This is a genomic window from Bacillus sp. SD127, from assembly GCF_058566445.1.
In genome coordinates this window covers 3,030,059-3,045,073 of sequence record NZ_CP191226.1, presented here as the reverse complement: position 1 = coordinate 3,045,073, position 15,015 = coordinate 3,030,059, and the positions used below count along the sequence as shown (strand labels likewise).

Genomic DNA, 15,015 nt, shown 5'->3' with positions numbered 1-15,015 from the left:
TTAGTGCTTTGAACGGAACATATGTTTGATTTTTGCGCAAAAAAACAGCCTCAAGCATATACACGCCTGCGGCTATTTTTCACATGATTGGTATTCATCAGAACTGCTGGTGAGGGACTGCCAAAACATTCCATGCTTGGCCTCTACTTTGGCAACCTTTTTAGCAAACGCCAATTTTTTCATTTCCTTTTCTACCTCTTCAAGACTCAAATCATATACAAGAGCGATTTCCTTAGAGGCAACGAAACGGAAATATTCAATAAAACATTCCAGAGGCGGTGTTTCTGACGGCTTCGGCTCGTCGCCAAGCATCTCAAATAAGATTTCTTCATATACATGATATGAATAGCTGCCGGGGACTTTAAGTCCTTCGTCTTCATGCTGCGTATTAAAAAACGTCAGCGTCGGTGTGGCTGTAACATCCATCTCAGCCGCGATTTTCATGTCACATTGAAGCGCCTTTACCGCGCTTTGGGAGTGAAGGTCTTTTTGAAATTCCTCGAGATCTAGGCTTGTTTTTGACGCTATTTCCAAAAGCACGTTTTCATCCGTAATATTCTTCTTCGAAACGAACAGACTCTCTTGCATATTCCGAAGAAATTGCATACCGGCTCTTCTTCCTTGAAGTTCGGCTGCCTTAAATGCGAGAGCGGCCATATATGGAGAAGAGAGCGGCTGATCTTGCTCAAACCATACACCGCCGTCACACGGCATACCGGAACGGCTAGCGAGCTTTTCCCAAGCTTCTGCCAGAAGATGCTTTTTGCGTTTCTTATTTAACGCTGTAAGGCTTGCGGATGCGATGATGCGTAAGGTGAAAAAACGTCCGTATCTGATTTTCATTTTTTTTATGACAGGCTCTAAGGACCAGCATTCGGGACATAAAGGGTCAACAAACATGTAGATTTCCAGCGGTTTTTTTGGATGGCCGTGGCAATGGGCGAAGTATTGCTCATGCTGATAGTTTGTCAATATGATCGATCCTCCGCTTCTGTTTGATTCACCATATGCCTTGCTGTCAACTCCAGCCGGCCAAACAAAAATTCACGAATATCGCCCTCTAGTCCTACATGGTCCATTGCGTCTTTCATACAGCTGAGCCACGCATCGGCCCTCTCGTTTGTAATTGGAAAGGGAAGATGTCTTGCCCTGAGCATGGGATGGCCGTGTTCCTCAGTATAAAGGGGAGGCCCGCCTAAATACTGTGTCAAAAATTGCTTCTGTTTCCTGGCCGTTTCTGTTAAATCGCTCGGAAATATGGGCTTAAGCAAAGGATGAGACGCGACACGCTCATAAAAAGTATCAACAAGTTGCGATAGAAGTTCTTCTCCAATCGCTTCATAAGGTGCGTTAAACGATTGTCCCATGTTGACTACTCCTTTAAATATGGCTAATAGGAATCATAATTCCTATTGCAAAAAGTTATTTTCTGTATTTATTTCAATTCATCTATGATTTATTTTAGCAACAAGGCATCATTTCTACAAACAAACTGCCTTTTATGTGCTTGAAGACAGGGTTCGGCTTTAGAGCCGGGTTTGTATTTCATATCATATCACATACAAATCATGAATGTGTAAGATTTCACTCCGCAAAAAAACCGGAGGGCAAGAGCCGCTCCGGTTACGCGTAATAGGTTGCTGTTATTTTTTTTACATAGTTTTGAGTTTCTCTGAAAGGCGGAATGCCTCCGTATCGATCAACGTTTCCCGGTCCGGCGTTATAAGCTGCTAACGCCATGGATACATTGCCATCATATTTATCCAGCATTTGTTTTAAATACTTCGTTCCGCCCTCAACGTTTTGCTGCGGATTAAGCGGATTGGAAACGCCAAGTGAGGTTGCTGTTGACGGCATCAGCTGCATTAAGCCCATTGCGCCTGCACCGCTGACGGCTTTTGCATTGAAGCCTGATTCCTGTTTGATGACAGCGCGGATTAATTTTTCATCGACTCCGTATTTGTCAGAGGCTTTTTTTATAGCGCTGTCGATTGAGAAATCACCCGAGCTGACGGTTTTATCCTCTTGTTTGTTTGAGGAGGTATCAACAGCAGCTGTTTCAGTGCTTTCACTCGCTTTTGTCATTTGGCCGGCATTGCCGTTTGAATAGGAGGTAAGCCCGTAAGCTGAAAGCAGTGACGGCGATGTCCCGTAAACGCTGTTCAGCTGGCTGAGCGGGCTTGAAGATGCTGCTGACGCTGTTGTTTGCTGGGACAGTCCATTTGTATATTGGCTGAGCAAGGAGCTGAAGCTTGAAAGCGGGCTTTCGGCACTCTGACTGCCTGTGCTGCTTGCATTTGATATAGACTGTAATGCCTGAAGCTGAAGGAGAGCCGCCCAATTCGTTACGTTCACTATGTCATTCCACCTTATATAGACTTTCGTTTTTCTTCATAAAAACGCTGAATTTTATTTTTGGTTTCGCGCAGAGGAATACTGAATTGCTGAAGCAGCTTTTCAAAGGCCAGCTTGCCTTCATGCCAGTCAGCCGCCTCAAATTCGATTTCATAATCCTCTTTATTTAAATATCGGCTGTGATCTAAAACTATTAAACCTTTTTCTGTTTCTTTTTCTGCACGGTTTGTTGCTAAAGATCCAAAATAATGAATGGCGTCTGTATCGATGTGAAGCTTCTTCAGCTGGTCCTCGACAGGGCCTTTCGGAATCGTGAAACGTGTAAAGTCGGATACGCCGGAAAGTTTCTGGTGGGTTTCCAGAAGTCCAACTTCAGCCGGTTCTTTTAACGTCAGCACATACTCGCCATTTTTCTTGCGTATTCGAAGCGCCGCATGTTTTTGTTTCAGTGCGAAGCTGTTTGTATCAAAATAGTGATTCTCTTGATTTGTAAATTCTTTTTCTGTCAAGTGCAGTGCTGCAGCTATGTTTTCAAATTCATGTTTTGTCAGCAGATTTTTAAATTCAATTTCAATTTCTTGGCTCATGATTGTCTTCCTTTCAGCTCTGTAAATCTCATTTTTACTATTATCTCTTTAGATGTTAGGTTTATCAATATCGAGCTTGATATGATAAAATGAATCTGTACTTTGTTTATAAAGGAGAGCATTATGCAAAACAGAATCGAAATCTTAAATGCAACACTATCGGATGTTGAGCTTCGCCTTACCTGTGAGACAGAAGGAATCGAAGCAGATCGCAAGCCGTCAGGTCAAATGCTTGTTGATTCTGACAACATTGCTTTTGTATACATACTTGAATTAGCTGATTCTTTTGAATATGTCATGATAAAGGAACATATATGGCCTGAACTGAAGCAGGCCCATGATCAAAGAAAACCGATTGTTTTAGAGGCAGGGAAGGAAAGCATTGAGCTGTCAGGCCTCTATGAGGAGCTGGAGTATCTTTTAGAAAATATTAAAGATAATGCGAACTACGGAGAAGAAATGGAAGAAAAAGTGAAACGCGTATTTCTATAGAAACTGGTGCTGAATTGGGGGATGTATGATGGATGACAAGCAATGGGAGCGTTTTTTAGTGCCGTACCGCCAGGCTGTTGAAGAATTAAAAGTGAAGCTTAAGGGGATCCGCACGCTTTATGAATATGAGGATGACCATTCACCGATTGAGTTTGTGACAGGACGCGTCAAGCCTGTGGCGAGTATACTCGAAAAAGCCAGACGGAAAAGCATACCGTTACATGAAATTGAAACCATGCAGGATATCGCAGGCCTTAGGATCATGTGCCAATTTGTCGATGACATCCAATTTGTAAAGGAAATGCTGTTTGCCCGAAAAGATTTCACCGTTGTGGATCAGAGAGATTATATTGCAGAACATAAAGAGAGCGGGTATCGGTCATATCACCTTGTCGTGATGTATCCTTTGCAGACGATATCCGGAGAGAAACATGTTCTTGTTGAAATACAGATCCGTACGCTGGCGATGAATTTTTGGGCGACCATTGAGCATTCATTAAATTATAAATACAGCGGAAACATTCCTGAAAAAGTAAAACTGAGGCTTCAGCGCGCTTCTGAAGCGGCTTCGCGGCTTGATGAAGAGATGTCGGAGATCAAGGGTGAAATACAGGAAGCTCAAGCTGCCTTTTCTAGAAAGAAAAAAGGAAGCGAGCATCAATAGGTAAAGGGGAAGAAAAAGCATGAAATTTGCCGTATCGTCAAAAGGAGATAATGTTTCTGATACGCTGAAAAGCAAAATACAGGCGTATTTATTGGATTTTGACATGGAACTGGATGAAAATGAACCGGAAATCGTCATTTCAGTCGGGGGCGACGGGACGCTCTTATACGCTTTTCACAGATACAGCGACAGGTTAGATAAAACGGCTTTTGTCGGCGTTCACACGGGTCATCTTGGGTTTTATGCGGACTGGGTTCCTCATGAAATTGAAAAACTCGTGCTCGCAATTGCGAAAACACCGTATCATACTGTGGAATATCCGCTCCTTGAAGTGGTAGTGACCTATCATGAAAATGAGCGGGAGGAAAGATATTTGGCGTTAAATGAATGTACGATTAAAAGCATAGAAGGAAGCCTTGTGGCGGATGTGGAAATCAAAGGGCAGCTCTTTGAAACGTTCCGAGGCGACGGCCTTTGCCTGTCAACGCCTTCTGGGAGCACAGCCTATAATAAAGCGCTGGGCGGAGCGATTATCCATCCATCCATCAGAGCGATTCAGCTGGCGGAAATGGCATCTATCAATAACCGCGTATTCCGGACGGTCGGATCACCGCTCCTTCTCCCATCCCATCATGATTGCATGATTAAACCGAGAAACGAAGTTGACTTTCAAGTAACAATTGACCATTTAACTCTGCTTCATAAGGATGTAAAGTCCATCCGCTGCCAGGTTGCATCCGAAAATGTAAGATTTGCAAGATTCCGTCCGTTTCCGTTTTGGAAAAGAGTCCAGGATTCATTTATCGGAAAAGGTGAGTAGAAAGAGGACGTATCGTGGAGCAATTTATTATTGAAAAGAACATCACTTCCGCTGAAGACGGAATGACCTTAAAGGAATATGCGGGCGAGCTGGGGATTTCTAAACGTCTGCTGACCGACATCAAGTTTAGCGGAGGAGATCTTCTCATTAACGGTAAGCATGTGACTGTTAAATACGTATTGAGAGAGGGAGACCTTCTTGTTGTAAAGTTTCCTGAGGAACAGGTGAGCGAGACGCTTTTGGCCGAGCCAGTTCCGCTCGATATTCTGTATGAGGATGAACACGTGCTTGTGATAAACAAACAGCCGTATGTGTCATCTATTCCGTCGCGAGAGCACCCGGCGGGAAGCATAGCAAATGGCATCATCCATCACTACCAAAAAAACGGAGTGCGGGCCACGGTGCATCTTGTCACCCGGCTAGACCGGGACACGTCTGGTGTCATGCTGATTGCCAAACATCGCTTTGCCCACTCCATTTTATCGTCGGCGCAAAAAAACGGCCTTGTGAAACGCAGATATGTTGCGGTTGTGCATGGACGTATGACAGAGACAGAGGGAAAGATAGACGCCCCGATTGACAGACATCCTGACAGTATCATTGAACGGATGGTGACACCGGGCGGTCAGAAGGCTGTTACTCACTTTCGTGTCACACGTATAACAGATGACTTAACCTCGGTGGCATTGCAGCTTGAGACAGGGCGGACCCACCAGATTCGCGTCCATATGAGCTATCTCGGACACCCGCTGTGCGGCGATACGTTGTACGGCGGAACGAGACAAAAGATTGACAGGCAGGCGCTGCACAGTGAGCAGCTGTCGTTTATCCACCCGCTGACGCAGGAGAAAATGACGTTTCATGCGGCTCTGCCGCACGATATGCAAGAATTAGTTAAAGGAGAGAATCATTAAAACGATTCTCTCCTTTTTTATATGGGGCGAAATCTAGATTCGTCATAGGGCATAGAGCTTGGAACGGAGACTGTCTCCAGTTCGGGAAAACGCAAGGCCGTCAGTTCATTCCCAAACACACAGCCTGTATCAATGTTAATGGTGCGATTTATGATGCGGGGCTCTTTAACAGGTGTGTGTCCGTATACAACCCATGCTTTCCCGTTATAGGCGGCGGCCCAATCCCTCCTGACGGGTCTGCCGTCCGGATACGTTTCACCCGTCACATCGCCGTAAAGTACAAAGTCCTTTACTCTCCTTGTGTTTTTGCCGATATCGTCAGCCTTTATGCCAGCATGGGCGACAACCAATTCTCCATTATGTAAGATGTCGTAAAGCGGCGCAGTTTCATAAAGCTTCATAAATTGTTCGCTGACTTTTCTTCTTTCTTCTTCAGAAAGTGCTTTAAGCTCTGCCGCAGTTGTTTCAAGACCGTGCATCACTTTAACGGGATTTCCTTTTAAGTAGCGGTACAGCTTGTTGCAATGATTTCCCGGGACATAACGCACTGCTCCTTGTTCATAAGCGCCGGCTACAAAGCGGATGACTTCAATTGATTTAGGGCCTCGGTCTGTCAAATCCCCGGCAAAAACAAGCATCCTGCCTTCATCATGTACAGGCAATCCATTTTTTATTGTGTATCCAAGTTTTTCTATCAGGGCTGTCATTTCATCATAGCAGCCATGAATATCGCTGATGATATCGTAGTAAGCCATGCAGCATCCTCCTTACTCATGATTTTATTTATTATGAAGCAAATTGCTGTGAGTCATCACCAGCTTTTATGTGCAAATTATAGAAGAATCATTTTCTGAAAAAAATGAGACCTTATTACTTTATTTTTCATCATCACCCTTGTTAAAATCGCGTTATGTTTTTTTAAAAGGAGGTTCAGATTATGGCGCATACATCTGTCGCATCATTAGTTGTCGTACTTATCGTTGCATTTTTAACTCCCATCCTTTTGCATCGGTTTAAACTCAGCATCCCTGTTGTAGTTGCTGAAATTATTATGGGATTGATTATAGGAAAAAGCGGTCTTAATTTAGTTGTGGAGGGTGATACTTGGCTTCAGACGCTCTCTATGCTGGGATTTATCTTTTTAATGTTTTTAAGCGGGCTTGAAATTGATTTTTCATCCTTTGAGAGAGGAAAGAAAAAACAGTTTCTGCAAAACGGCAAGGAAGCACCCAATACATTTGTCACAGCATCCATTATTTTTATCGGTATTTTTATTTTATCATTGCTGCTGTCCTATGGGTTCGTCTTGGCCGGATTTATCCAAAATGCTTTTTTAATGACGCTTATTATTTCTACGATTTCGTTAGGTGTTGTTGTTCCAACCTTAAAGGAAGAACGGATCATGGATTCAAACATCGGGCAGATTATCCTGCTTGTTGCTGTGATTGCTGACTTGGTCACTATGATTCTTCTTGCTGTATTTTCTTCTCTATACGGAGAGGACAGCGGAAACATGTGGCTCTTGATGATCCTGTTCGCAGCCGGAGTAGTGCTTTACTTCTTCGGCCGGGTCTTCAAACACCGTTCTTTTGTTCAATCCATGTCAAAAGGGACGATCCAGATCGGGACTCGTGCTATTTTCACCTTAATTATCGTACTGGTGGCTCTGTCTGAATCACTGGGGGCAGAAAATATTCTCGGCGCTTTCTTAGCGGGCGTGCTTGTTTCCCTGCTCTCGCCGAACAAGGAACTGGTTCAGCAGCTTGATTCCTTCGGCTACGGGTTCTTAATACCGATTTTCTTTGTGATGGTCGGTGTAAAATTGGATATTTGGACACTTTTTCAGGACCCGAAAATTTTAGTGATGATTCCGCTGTTGCTTATGGCGCTGTTAGTAAGCAAAATTCTTCCTGTCCTGTACTTGAAGAAATGGTATGATAACCGCACAATATTGGCGTCTGGTTTCCTGCTGACATCAACGCTTTCTCTTGTGATTGCCGCTGCGACAATCGGCCAGCAGCTTCATGTAATCAGCGCAAATATGTCAGGAGCGCTTACGCTGGTGGCGGTTATTGCAAGTATTTTTACGCCGGTCGGTTTTAAAAAGCTGTACAAAAAACAGGAGCAGCCGGAGGAGAAAAAGAAGATCACATTTATCGGCGCTAATCAAATGACACTGCCTGTGACACTTGAATTGCCTGAGAGCGAGTATAAAGTGCGTGTCGTGCACGTTTATCAAGAAAACGCTGAGGAAAAGCTGTCAGACTCAGTATTTTCCGTCGAAACGATTTCTGATTATGAGCATCAAACCCTTGAATCACTCGGTATATTTGATACAGAAATCCTTGTGGTGGCGACAGGGGATGAAGACATGAATACGGACATCGCACTATACGCCAAAGAAAAAGGAACAGAAAGAGTCATTGCCAGCACCGGATCACCGGAGAACGAAGCGAAATTGAAAGAGCAGGGCATCAGCATCTTTTCCATCTTGCTGTCGACCAAAACGCTGCTTCGCGCGCTGATAGAAGCGCCTGGCGTCATGAAACTGCTCACGAACCAAGAGTCCTCGCTGTATCAAATTAATATGGAAAACAGCAAATACGACGGCGTGATTCTCCGTGAATTCCCTTTAACAGGCGATGTGATTTTTGTCAGGATTTTCCGAGGTGTCGACAGCATTGTTCCTCACGGCGATACAAGGCTGAAAATCGGAGACCGCTTAATTGTCACCGGATCACGCGGGTACGTAACGGATCTTAAGAAAACATTGGAAGGATAATATCTTGACCAAATAAGGATTCGTGTTAATATAGAGGTGCAGAACAATTCAATATGTATTCGTAAAACCACTAGGGGTGTCCTTTATAAGGGCTGAGATAAAAGTGTGACTTTTAGACCCTCATAACTTGAACAGGTTCAGACCTGCGTAGGGAAGTGGAGCGGTATTTGTGTTATACAACTATGCCAATTCCAAACCACTTTTCCTTGCGGGAAAGTGGTTTTTTTATTAACAGACAGGGGGAATGACGTGTGAAGTTTTCAGAAGAATGCCGCAGTGCAGCCGCAGAATGGTGGGAAGGCAGCTTTGTCCATCCATTTGTTCAGGGGATCGGTGACGGAACTCTCCCGATCGACCGCTTTAAATATTACGTGCTTCAGGATTCTTACTATTTAACTCATTTTGCAAAGGTGCAATCGTTCGGTGCCGCTTATGCAAAGGATCTTTATACAACAGGACGCATGGCCAGCCATGCTCAAGGTACATATGAAGCGGAGATGGCGCTTCATCGCGAGTTTACGGAGCTTTTGGAAATCAGTGAGGAAGAACGGAAGTCATTTAAGCCATCTCCTACCGCTTACTCCTATACATCCCATATGTACCGTTCGGTTTTGAGCGGGAATTTTGCAGAAATCTTGGCAGCTCTTCTCCCGTGCTATTGGCTTTATTATGAGGTTGGTGAGAAATTGCTGACATGTGATCCGGGGCATCCGATTTACCAGAAGTGGATTAGCACATACGGCGGTGACTGGTTCAGACAGCAGGTGGAAGAACAAATTAACCGCCTGGATGAGCTGGCGGAAAACAGCACAGAGGAAGTGCGTGCCAAGATGAAAGAGAATTTCGTTATTTCGAGCTATTATGAATATCAGTTCTGGGGAATGGCTTATCGAAAAGAAGGCTGGTCAGACAGCGGCGTAAAAGAGGTGGAAGGGCTTGGAGCTGCACGCCATAACTGATGACCGCAAGCCGGTTGAAGATCTAATGAGATCAATTATAGCCATTCAGGATGAGGTTGATTTCATCCATATTCGTGAACGGTCTAAATCGGCGGCTGACATTTTGAAACTGCTGGAGCTTATTTCTGAAGGCGGTGTTGATAAGCAAAAGCTGGTGATGAATGGCCGGGTTGATATTGCGCTTTTTTCAAATATTCACCGCGTTCAGCTGCCGAGCAGCAGCTTTTCGCCGAAACAAGTAAGAGCCAGATTTCCTCACCTGCACATTGGGCGATCGGTGCATTCACTGGAGGAAGCGCTTCAGGCAGAAAAGGAAGACGCTGATTATGTTTTGTTCGGCCATGTGTTTGAAACGGATTGCAAACAAGGCCTTGATGGCAGAGGCGTGTCTTTGCTTTCAGAAATCAAACAGAGGATCTCGATTCCGGTTATTGCAATTGGCGGAATGACACCTGCCAGATTAAGAGAAGTGAAACAAGCAGGTTCAGACGGTATCGCTGTCATGTCCGGAATTTTTTCTTCCGATGATCCTTTGGAAGCTGCCAGACGATATTCCCGCAAGCTAAAGGAGATTCAGTATGAAAAGGCATTATGATGCAGTTGTCATTGGAGGCGGAATTATTGGTTCCGCGATAGCTTATCAGTTGGCAAAAGAAAAGAAAAACACCGCATTGCTTGAAAGCGGAACAATCGGCGGCAGAACAACAAGCGCCGCGGCAGGGATGCTTGGCGCCCATGCCGAGTGCGAGGAGCGGGATGCGTTTTTTGATTTCGCCATGCACAGTCAGCGTTTGTATCAGGGTCTTGGAGAGGAGCTACTTGCCTTATCCGGCATTGATATCAGAAGGCATGAAGGCGGTATGTTTAAGCTTGCATTCTCCGAAGAAGACGTGTCCCGCTTGAGACGGATGGACGATTTGCATACTGTCAGCTGGCATACAAAAGAAGAAGTGCTGGAAAAAGAGCCGTATACGGCCGGTGAGATTTACGGGGCGAGCTTTATTCAGGACGATGTTCATGTTGAGCCTTATTTTGTGTGCAAGGCATACGCTAAATCGGCTAAAGCGCTTGGTACGGATATTTTTGAGCATACTCCCGTTCTCGATGTGACGCGTGGCGGTGAATCCATTTTGATCAAAACGGGTTCCGGTGACGTGCATGCGGACCATGTCGTGGTTGCCAGCGGGGTCTGGAGCGGGATGTTTTTTAAACAGCTCGGGTTGAACCAGTCATTTTTTCCTGTAAAAGGAGAGTGCCTGTCTGTTTGGAATGATGATATTCCGCTGACAAAAACACTTTATCATGATCATTGCTATATCGTACCGAGAAAAAGCGGCAGACTGGTTGTCGGCGCGACGATGAAGCCTGGTGATTGGAGCGATAAGCCGGATCTTGGCGGACTTCAGTCGGTTATGGAAAAAGCGAAAACGATGTTGCCGGCGATTCAGAATATGAAGGTTGATCGTTTTTGGGCGGGACTGCGTCCGGGGACAAAGGACGGAAAACCATACATTGGCAGACACCCTGAGGACAGCCGCATTTTATTTGCGGCGGGCCATTTCAGAAACGGGATTCTGCTTGCTCCTGCAACGGGTGCTTTAATCGGTGATCTCATTATGAATAAAGAGGTCAAGGCAGACTGGCTGCACGCCTTTCGAATTGATCGCAAGGAGGCGGTTCAGATATGATGCTTCAGCTGAACGGTAAACAAGTTGAGTGGGATAGAGACACAGGTACGATTCAGGATTTGCTTGCGTCTTATCAGCTTGAAAATAAAATCGTGATCGTTGAAAGAAATAAAGAAATTATCGGTAAAGAACAATATCACGAGGTAGAGCTTTCTGATCGTGATGTCATCGAAATTGTCCATTTTGTAGGAGGCGGATGAGAATGCTAACAATTGGCGGGAAACAATTTCAATCAAGGTTGCTGCTGGGCACGGGAAAATATCCATCGTTTGACATTCAAAAGGAAGCGGTGGCTGTTTCAGAGTCTGATATTTTAACATTTGCTGTGCGGAGAATGAATATCTTTGAAGCGTCTCAGCCTAATTTTCTGGAGCAGCTTGATTTATCAAAATATACGCTTCTGCCAAATACAGCAGGCGCCAGCACGGCGGAAGAAGCAGTTCGAATTGCACGGCTTGCGAAGGCATCCGGGCTTTGTGACATGATTAAAGTCGAAGTCATCGGGTGCAGCCGCTCCTTGCTGCCCGATCCTGTGGAAACGTTAAAAGCGTCTGAACAGCTTCTTGAAGAAGGGTTCATTGTGCTGCCGTACACTTCGGATGATGTGGTACTGGCGAGAAAGCTTGAAGAGCTTGGTGTTCATGCCATTATGCCGGGGGCTTCTCCGATTGGATCGGGACAGGGGATTTTAAATCCTCTGAATCTGTCATTTATCATTGAACAGGCGAAAGTGCCTGTCATCGTGGATGCCGGAATCGGATCGCCAAAAGATGCGGCATATGCAATGGAGCTTGGAGCGGACGGCGTACTGCTGAATACGGCCGTATCAGGTGCGAACGATCCGGTGAAAATGGCACACGCCATGAAGCTCGCGGTAGAAGCAGGACGTCTATCTTATGAAGCAGGCCGCATTCCAGCCAAGTCATATGGGACGGCTAGCAGTCCGGGAGAAGGTCTTCCTGTATGACGGACAGGTATTCCAGACAGGAGCTGTTTGCTCCAATCGGCCCCGAAGGCCAGAAGAAACTGAGAGAGGCGCGCGTTGTGATCATCGGCGCCGGCGCACTGGGAACAGCCAGCGCAGAGATGCTGGTGAGAGCGGGAGTCGGATCGGTGAAAATCGCCGATAGAGATTACGTCGAATGGAGCAATCTGCAGCGCCAGCAGCTTTACACAGAAAATGATGTCAAAAAGGAACTGCCGAAAGCAGCAGCTGCTGAGCAGCGTCTTCGTTCCATTAACAGTGATGTGGATGTGACCGGACTTGTCATGGATGTCACAGCAGAAAACGTATCGGAGCTGATTCGCGGCGCATCAATCATTGTAGATGCCGCCGATAATTTTGAAACCCGGCTCATTGTGAACGATGCTGCGGTGAAAGAAGGCATTCCGTTTCTTTACGGCGCTTGTGTAGGGAGCTACGGTCTCACGTTTACTGTATTGCCGGGAGTAACACCCTGCCTTCATTGTTTACTCGATACTCTTCCGATTGGCGGTGCGACATGCGACACAGCCGGCATTATCAGCCCAGCTGTTCTGCAGGTTGCTGTCCTTCAGGTGACAGACGCCCTGAAACTGCTGACGGGAGAGGAATGCGAGCCCGTGCTGCGCTCCTTTGACCTGTGGAACAATGAGCGGTCAGAGGTAAGAGCAGCGGGACTTAAAGATGACTCGTGTCCAAGCTGCGGCACAAAGGATTTTCCGTTTTTATCATACGAAAACCAAACGAAAGCAGCAGTATTGTGCGGCAGAAACACGGTGCAAATCAGATTCTCTTTCACAAAAGAAGCAGATCTTGACGTGTTGGCGGGGCAGCTGAGGCAGGCGGGGCTGGAAGTAGCAGCGAATCCGTATTTAATTTCCTGCCGCTCGGATGACATGAAAATGGTGCTGTTTAGGGACGGCAGAGCATTGATCCATGGAACAAATGATATTGCCAGGGCAAAATCCATCTATCATAAATGGATTGGGTAATAAAAGGAGTGTAGTTTGATGAGTATATATAAAGCCTTGACAATCGCCGGCTCTGACTCAGGCGGCGGCGCGGGGATACAGGCAGATATTAAAACCTTTCAGGAGCTTGGTGTATTCGGAATGTCTGCCATTACGGCGGTAACTGCTCAAAATACACTTGGCGTCCACGGTGTGTATCCACTGACTGCAGAGGCATTGAGAGAGCAAATTGACGCTGTGGCGGAGGATTTGAGACCGGACGCCGTAAAAACAGGAATGCTTTGGAATGCGGAAATGATTGAAGAAGTGGCAAGAAAAATTGATCAATACGAATTAAGCCGGGTGATCGTTGATCCGGTTATGATCGCGAAGGGCGGGGCGTCCTTGCTTCGCGATGAATCAATCGCTACGCTGAAGGAGCTGCTGATTCCAAGAAGCTATGCGATCACGCCGAATGTGCCGGAAGCAGAAGCGCTGACGGGTATGGCGATCCGTTCGCTTGATGACCGGAAGAAAGCTGCGGAACAGCTGGTGAAGATGGGTGCGCAGCATGTGATTATCAAAGGTGGGCACCAGCCTGAGGACAATCACATTACTGACCTTCTTTTTGATGGAAACATGTTTATGCAAATCAGCCATCCTTATATCGATACGAAGCATACGCATGGCACAGGCTGCACCTTTGCTGCGGCTTTAACAGCCCAAACCGCTAAAGGAGACAGCATCCATCAGGCATTCGAGGTTGCTGCCAACTTTGTCCGCGAAGCTGTGGAAAATACGCTCGGCATCGGATCGGGCCACGGACCGACAAATCATTTCGCTTTTAAACGAAACAGTATAAAAATAAACCGATGAGACCACCTGCTTATGGGGGTCTCTTTCATGTTTGACTTTGGTATGCGCTTTTCATCTGGACAAGGTTATGATATGATAGGTATTAAGATCAGGTACTAATACTATGTCTTTAACAAATATAGGAGGCTTTATACATATGAATTTTTCACTTGAAGGCCGCAACATTGTTGTTATGGGAGTAGCCAACAAACGCAGTATCGCTTGGGGAATTGCGCGCTCTTTACATGAAGCGGGCGCACGATTGATTTTCACATATGCAGGTGAACGCCTGGAGAAATCTGTTCATGAACTCGCTGGAACTTTGGAGCGAAACGATTCCATTATCCTTCCTTGCGACGTGACAAACGACGCGGAAATCGAAACTTGTTTCGCAAGCATTAAGGAGCAGGTCGGTGTGATCCACGGTATCGCGCATTGTATCGCGTTTGCCAACAAAGAAGAGCTTGTCGGCGAATACTTAAACACAAATCGTGAGGGCTTCCTTCTAGCTCACAACATCAGCTCATACTCACTGACCGCTGTCGCAAAAGCGGCGCGTCCGATGATGACTGAAGGCGGAAGCATCGTAACGCTGACTTACCTTGGCGGAGAGCTCGTTATGCCGAACTACAACGTGATGGGTGTAGCGAAAGCTTCTCTTGACGCAAGTGTGAAGTACTTAGCTGCTGACTTAGGAAAAGAAAATATCCGCGTTAACAGCATTTCTGCCGGTCCGATCAGAACATTGTCTGCTAAAGGCATCAGTGACTTCAACTCCATCTTAAAAGACATTGAAGAGCGTGCGCCGCTACGCCGCACGACTACACCTGAAGAGGTGGGAGATACAGCAGCATTTTTATTTAGCGATATGTCCCGAGGCATCACAGGTGAAAATCTTCATGTTGATTCAGGTTTCCATATCACTGCCCGCTAAGCAGATTCACCATCAAGCAGTCCCAAATAGGGA

The 15,015-nt window shown here is 45.9% G+C and carries 18 protein-coding genes and 1 riboswitch; of the genes, 13 read left to right on the top strand and 5 right to left on the bottom strand.

Going from position 1 to position 15,015, the window contains the following annotated elements; all coding sequences use genetic code 11:
• Positions 1–72 precede the first annotated feature (72 nt).
• The 4 genes from spxH to ACQVGS_RS15915 form a co-directional block, all read right to left on the bottom strand.
• Entirely contained in the window at positions 73–972 is a 900-nt protein-coding gene (spxH, locus tag ACQVGS_RS15930; RefSeq protein WP_491830303.1) for a protease adaptor protein SpxH, read from the bottom strand.
• A complete protein-coding gene (locus ACQVGS_RS15925) occupies positions 969–1,367 on the bottom strand; it encodes a globin domain-containing protein (RefSeq protein ID WP_010333756.1) in 399 nt (132 codons plus the stop codon). Before ACQVGS_RS15925 ends, spxH begins: the two co-directional genes overlap by 4 nt.
• Positions 1,368–1,623: 256 nt before the next feature.
• On the bottom strand, positions 1,624–2,355 hold the full coding sequence (cwlQ, locus tag ACQVGS_RS15920; protein WP_491830302.1) for a bifunctional muramidase/murein lytic transglycosylase: 732 nt from the start codon (positions 2,353–2,355) through the stop codon (positions 1,624–1,626).
• Between the two features lie 14 nt (positions 2,356–2,369).
• Positions 2,370–2,942, bottom strand: coding sequence for a CYTH domain-containing protein (locus ACQVGS_RS15915; RefSeq protein ID WP_024120928.1), 573 nt, complete (start codon positions 2,940–2,942; stop codon positions 2,370–2,372).
• A 123-nt stretch (positions 2,943–3,065) separates the two neighbouring features.
• Here ACQVGS_RS15915 and ACQVGS_RS15910 point away from each other — a divergent pair, with 123 nt between their 5' ends.
• From ACQVGS_RS15910 to ACQVGS_RS15895, 4 genes are read left to right on the top strand one after another with little or no spacing between them, the layout of a single operon-like run.
• Positions 3,066–3,434, top strand: a complete 369-nt coding sequence (locus ACQVGS_RS15910) for a UPF0738 family protein (RefSeq protein WP_188323688.1) — start codon at positions 3,066–3,068, stop codon at positions 3,432–3,434.
• 28 nt (positions 3,435–3,462) lie between these two features.
• Positions 3,463–4,098 (top strand): GTP diphosphokinase, encoded by a 636-nt coding sequence (gene yjbM / locus ACQVGS_RS15905; protein ID WP_024120930.1) that lies wholly within the window; start codon positions 3,463–3,465, stop codon positions 4,096–4,098.
• 19 nt (positions 4,099–4,117) lie between these two features.
• A complete protein-coding gene (locus ACQVGS_RS15900; protein ID WP_151174929.1) occupies positions 4,118–4,918 on the top strand; it encodes an NAD kinase in 801 nt (266 codons plus the stop codon).
• Between the two features lie 14 nt (positions 4,919–4,932).
• Entirely contained in the window at positions 4,933–5,832 is a 900-nt protein-coding gene (locus tag ACQVGS_RS15895; protein ID WP_180948926.1) for an RluA family pseudouridine synthase, read from the top strand.
• 17 nt (positions 5,833–5,849) lie between these two features.
• Here the strand turns inward: ACQVGS_RS15895 and prpE are convergent, their stop codons facing one another.
• Entirely contained in the window at positions 5,850–6,587 is a 738-nt protein-coding gene (prpE, locus tag ACQVGS_RS15890) for a bis(5'-nucleosyl)-tetraphosphatase PrpE (protein ID WP_024120932.1), read from the bottom strand.
• 182 nt (positions 6,588–6,769) lie between these two features.
• Between prpE and ACQVGS_RS15885 the strand changes: the two genes are divergently transcribed.
• The 9 genes from ACQVGS_RS15885 (at position 6,770) to fabI (ending at position 14,982) form a co-directional block, all read left to right on the top strand.
• Entirely contained in the window at positions 6,770–8,614 is a 1,845-nt protein-coding gene (locus tag ACQVGS_RS15885) for a monovalent cation:proton antiporter family protein (protein ID WP_400152459.1), read from the top strand.
• Positions 8,615–8,676: 62 nt separating this feature from the next.
• Positions 8,677–8,785, top strand: a riboswitch (TPP riboswitch).
• An 80-nt stretch (positions 8,786–8,865) separates the two neighbouring features.
• Positions 8,866–9,573, top strand: coding sequence for a thiaminase II (gene tenA / locus ACQVGS_RS15880; RefSeq protein WP_044156371.1), 708 nt, complete (start codon positions 8,866–8,868; stop codon positions 9,571–9,573).
• The gene (gene tenI / locus ACQVGS_RS15875) at positions 9,551–10,168 is read left to right on the top strand and encodes a thiazole tautomerase TenI (RefSeq protein WP_095713613.1); all 618 of its coding nucleotides are present in this window, start codon (positions 9,551–9,553) and stop codon (positions 10,166–10,168) included. Before tenA ends, tenI begins: the two co-directional genes overlap by 23 nt.
• The gene (gene thiO / locus ACQVGS_RS15870) at positions 10,152–11,261 is read left to right on the top strand and encodes a glycine oxidase ThiO (protein WP_106020538.1); all 1,110 of its coding nucleotides are present in this window, start codon (positions 10,152–10,154) and stop codon (positions 11,259–11,261) included. Before tenI ends, thiO begins: the two co-directional genes overlap by 17 nt.
• On the top strand, positions 11,261–11,461 hold the full coding sequence (gene thiS / locus ACQVGS_RS15865) for a sulfur carrier protein ThiS (RefSeq protein ID WP_081638285.1): 201 nt from the start codon (positions 11,261–11,263) through the stop codon (positions 11,459–11,461). The genes thiO and thiS overlap by 1 nt, the downstream gene beginning before the upstream one ends.
• Positions 11,458–12,228, top strand: coding sequence for a thiazole synthase (gene thiG / locus ACQVGS_RS15860; protein WP_081638278.1), 771 nt, complete (start codon positions 11,458–11,460; stop codon positions 12,226–12,228). The genes thiS and thiG overlap by 4 nt, the downstream gene beginning before the upstream one ends.
• The gene (thiF, locus tag ACQVGS_RS15855) at positions 12,225–13,235 is read left to right on the top strand and encodes a thiazole biosynthesis adenylyltransferase ThiF (protein ID WP_400152456.1); all 1,011 of its coding nucleotides are present in this window, start codon (positions 12,225–12,227) and stop codon (positions 13,233–13,235) included. The genes thiG and thiF overlap by 4 nt, the downstream gene beginning before the upstream one ends.
• An 18-nt stretch (positions 13,236–13,253) precedes the next feature.
• Positions 13,254–14,069 (top strand): bifunctional hydroxymethylpyrimidine kinase/phosphomethylpyrimidine kinase, encoded by an 816-nt coding sequence (gene thiD, locus ACQVGS_RS15850; protein ID WP_024120940.1) that lies wholly within the window; start codon positions 13,254–13,256, stop codon positions 14,067–14,069.
• Between the two features lie 136 nt (positions 14,070–14,205).
• A complete protein-coding gene (gene fabI, locus ACQVGS_RS15845; RefSeq protein WP_024120941.1) occupies positions 14,206–14,982 on the top strand; it encodes an enoyl-ACP reductase FabI in 777 nt (258 codons plus the stop codon).
• Positions 14,983–15,015: the final 33 nt, after the last annotated feature.

Coding starts and splice junctions, on each gene's coding strand:
- thiG (WP_081638278.1), top strand. CDS start 11,458: ATGAGAATGCTAACAATTGGCGGGAAACAATTTCAATCAAGGTTGCTG.
- thiF (WP_400152456.1), top strand. CDS start 12,225: ATGACGGACAGGTATTCCAGACAGGAGCTGTTTGCTCCAATCGGCCCC.
- prpE (WP_024120932.1), bottom strand. CDS start 6,587: ATGGCTTACTACGATATCATCAGCGATATTCATGGCTGCTATGATGAA.
- ACQVGS_RS15900 (WP_151174929.1), top strand. CDS start 4,118: ATGAAATTTGCCGTATCGTCAAAAGGAGATAATGTTTCTGATACGCTG.
- ACQVGS_RS15925 (WP_010333756.1), bottom strand. CDS start 1,367: ATGGGACAATCGTTTAACGCACCTTATGAAGCGATTGGAGAAGAACTT.
- fabI (WP_024120941.1), top strand. CDS start 14,206: ATGAATTTTTCACTTGAAGGCCGCAACATTGTTGTTATGGGAGTAGCC.
- thiO (WP_106020538.1), top strand. CDS start 10,152: ATGAAAAGGCATTATGATGCAGTTGTCATTGGAGGCGGAATTATTGGT.
- yjbM (WP_024120930.1), top strand. CDS start 3,463: ATGGATGACAAGCAATGGGAGCGTTTTTTAGTGCCGTACCGCCAGGCT.
- ACQVGS_RS15910 (WP_188323688.1), top strand. CDS start 3,066: ATGCAAAACAGAATCGAAATCTTAAATGCAACACTATCGGATGTTGAG.
- thiS (WP_081638285.1), top strand. CDS start 11,261: ATGCTTCAGCTGAACGGTAAACAAGTTGAGTGGGATAGAGACACAGGT.
- ACQVGS_RS15915 (WP_024120928.1), bottom strand. CDS start 2,942: ATGAGCCAAGAAATTGAAATTGAATTTAAAAATCTGCTGACAAAACAT.
- ACQVGS_RS15885 (WP_400152459.1), top strand. CDS start 6,770: ATGGCGCATACATCTGTCGCATCATTAGTTGTCGTACTTATCGTTGCA.
- thiD (WP_024120940.1), top strand. CDS start 13,254: ATGAGTATATATAAAGCCTTGACAATCGCCGGCTCTGACTCAGGCGGC.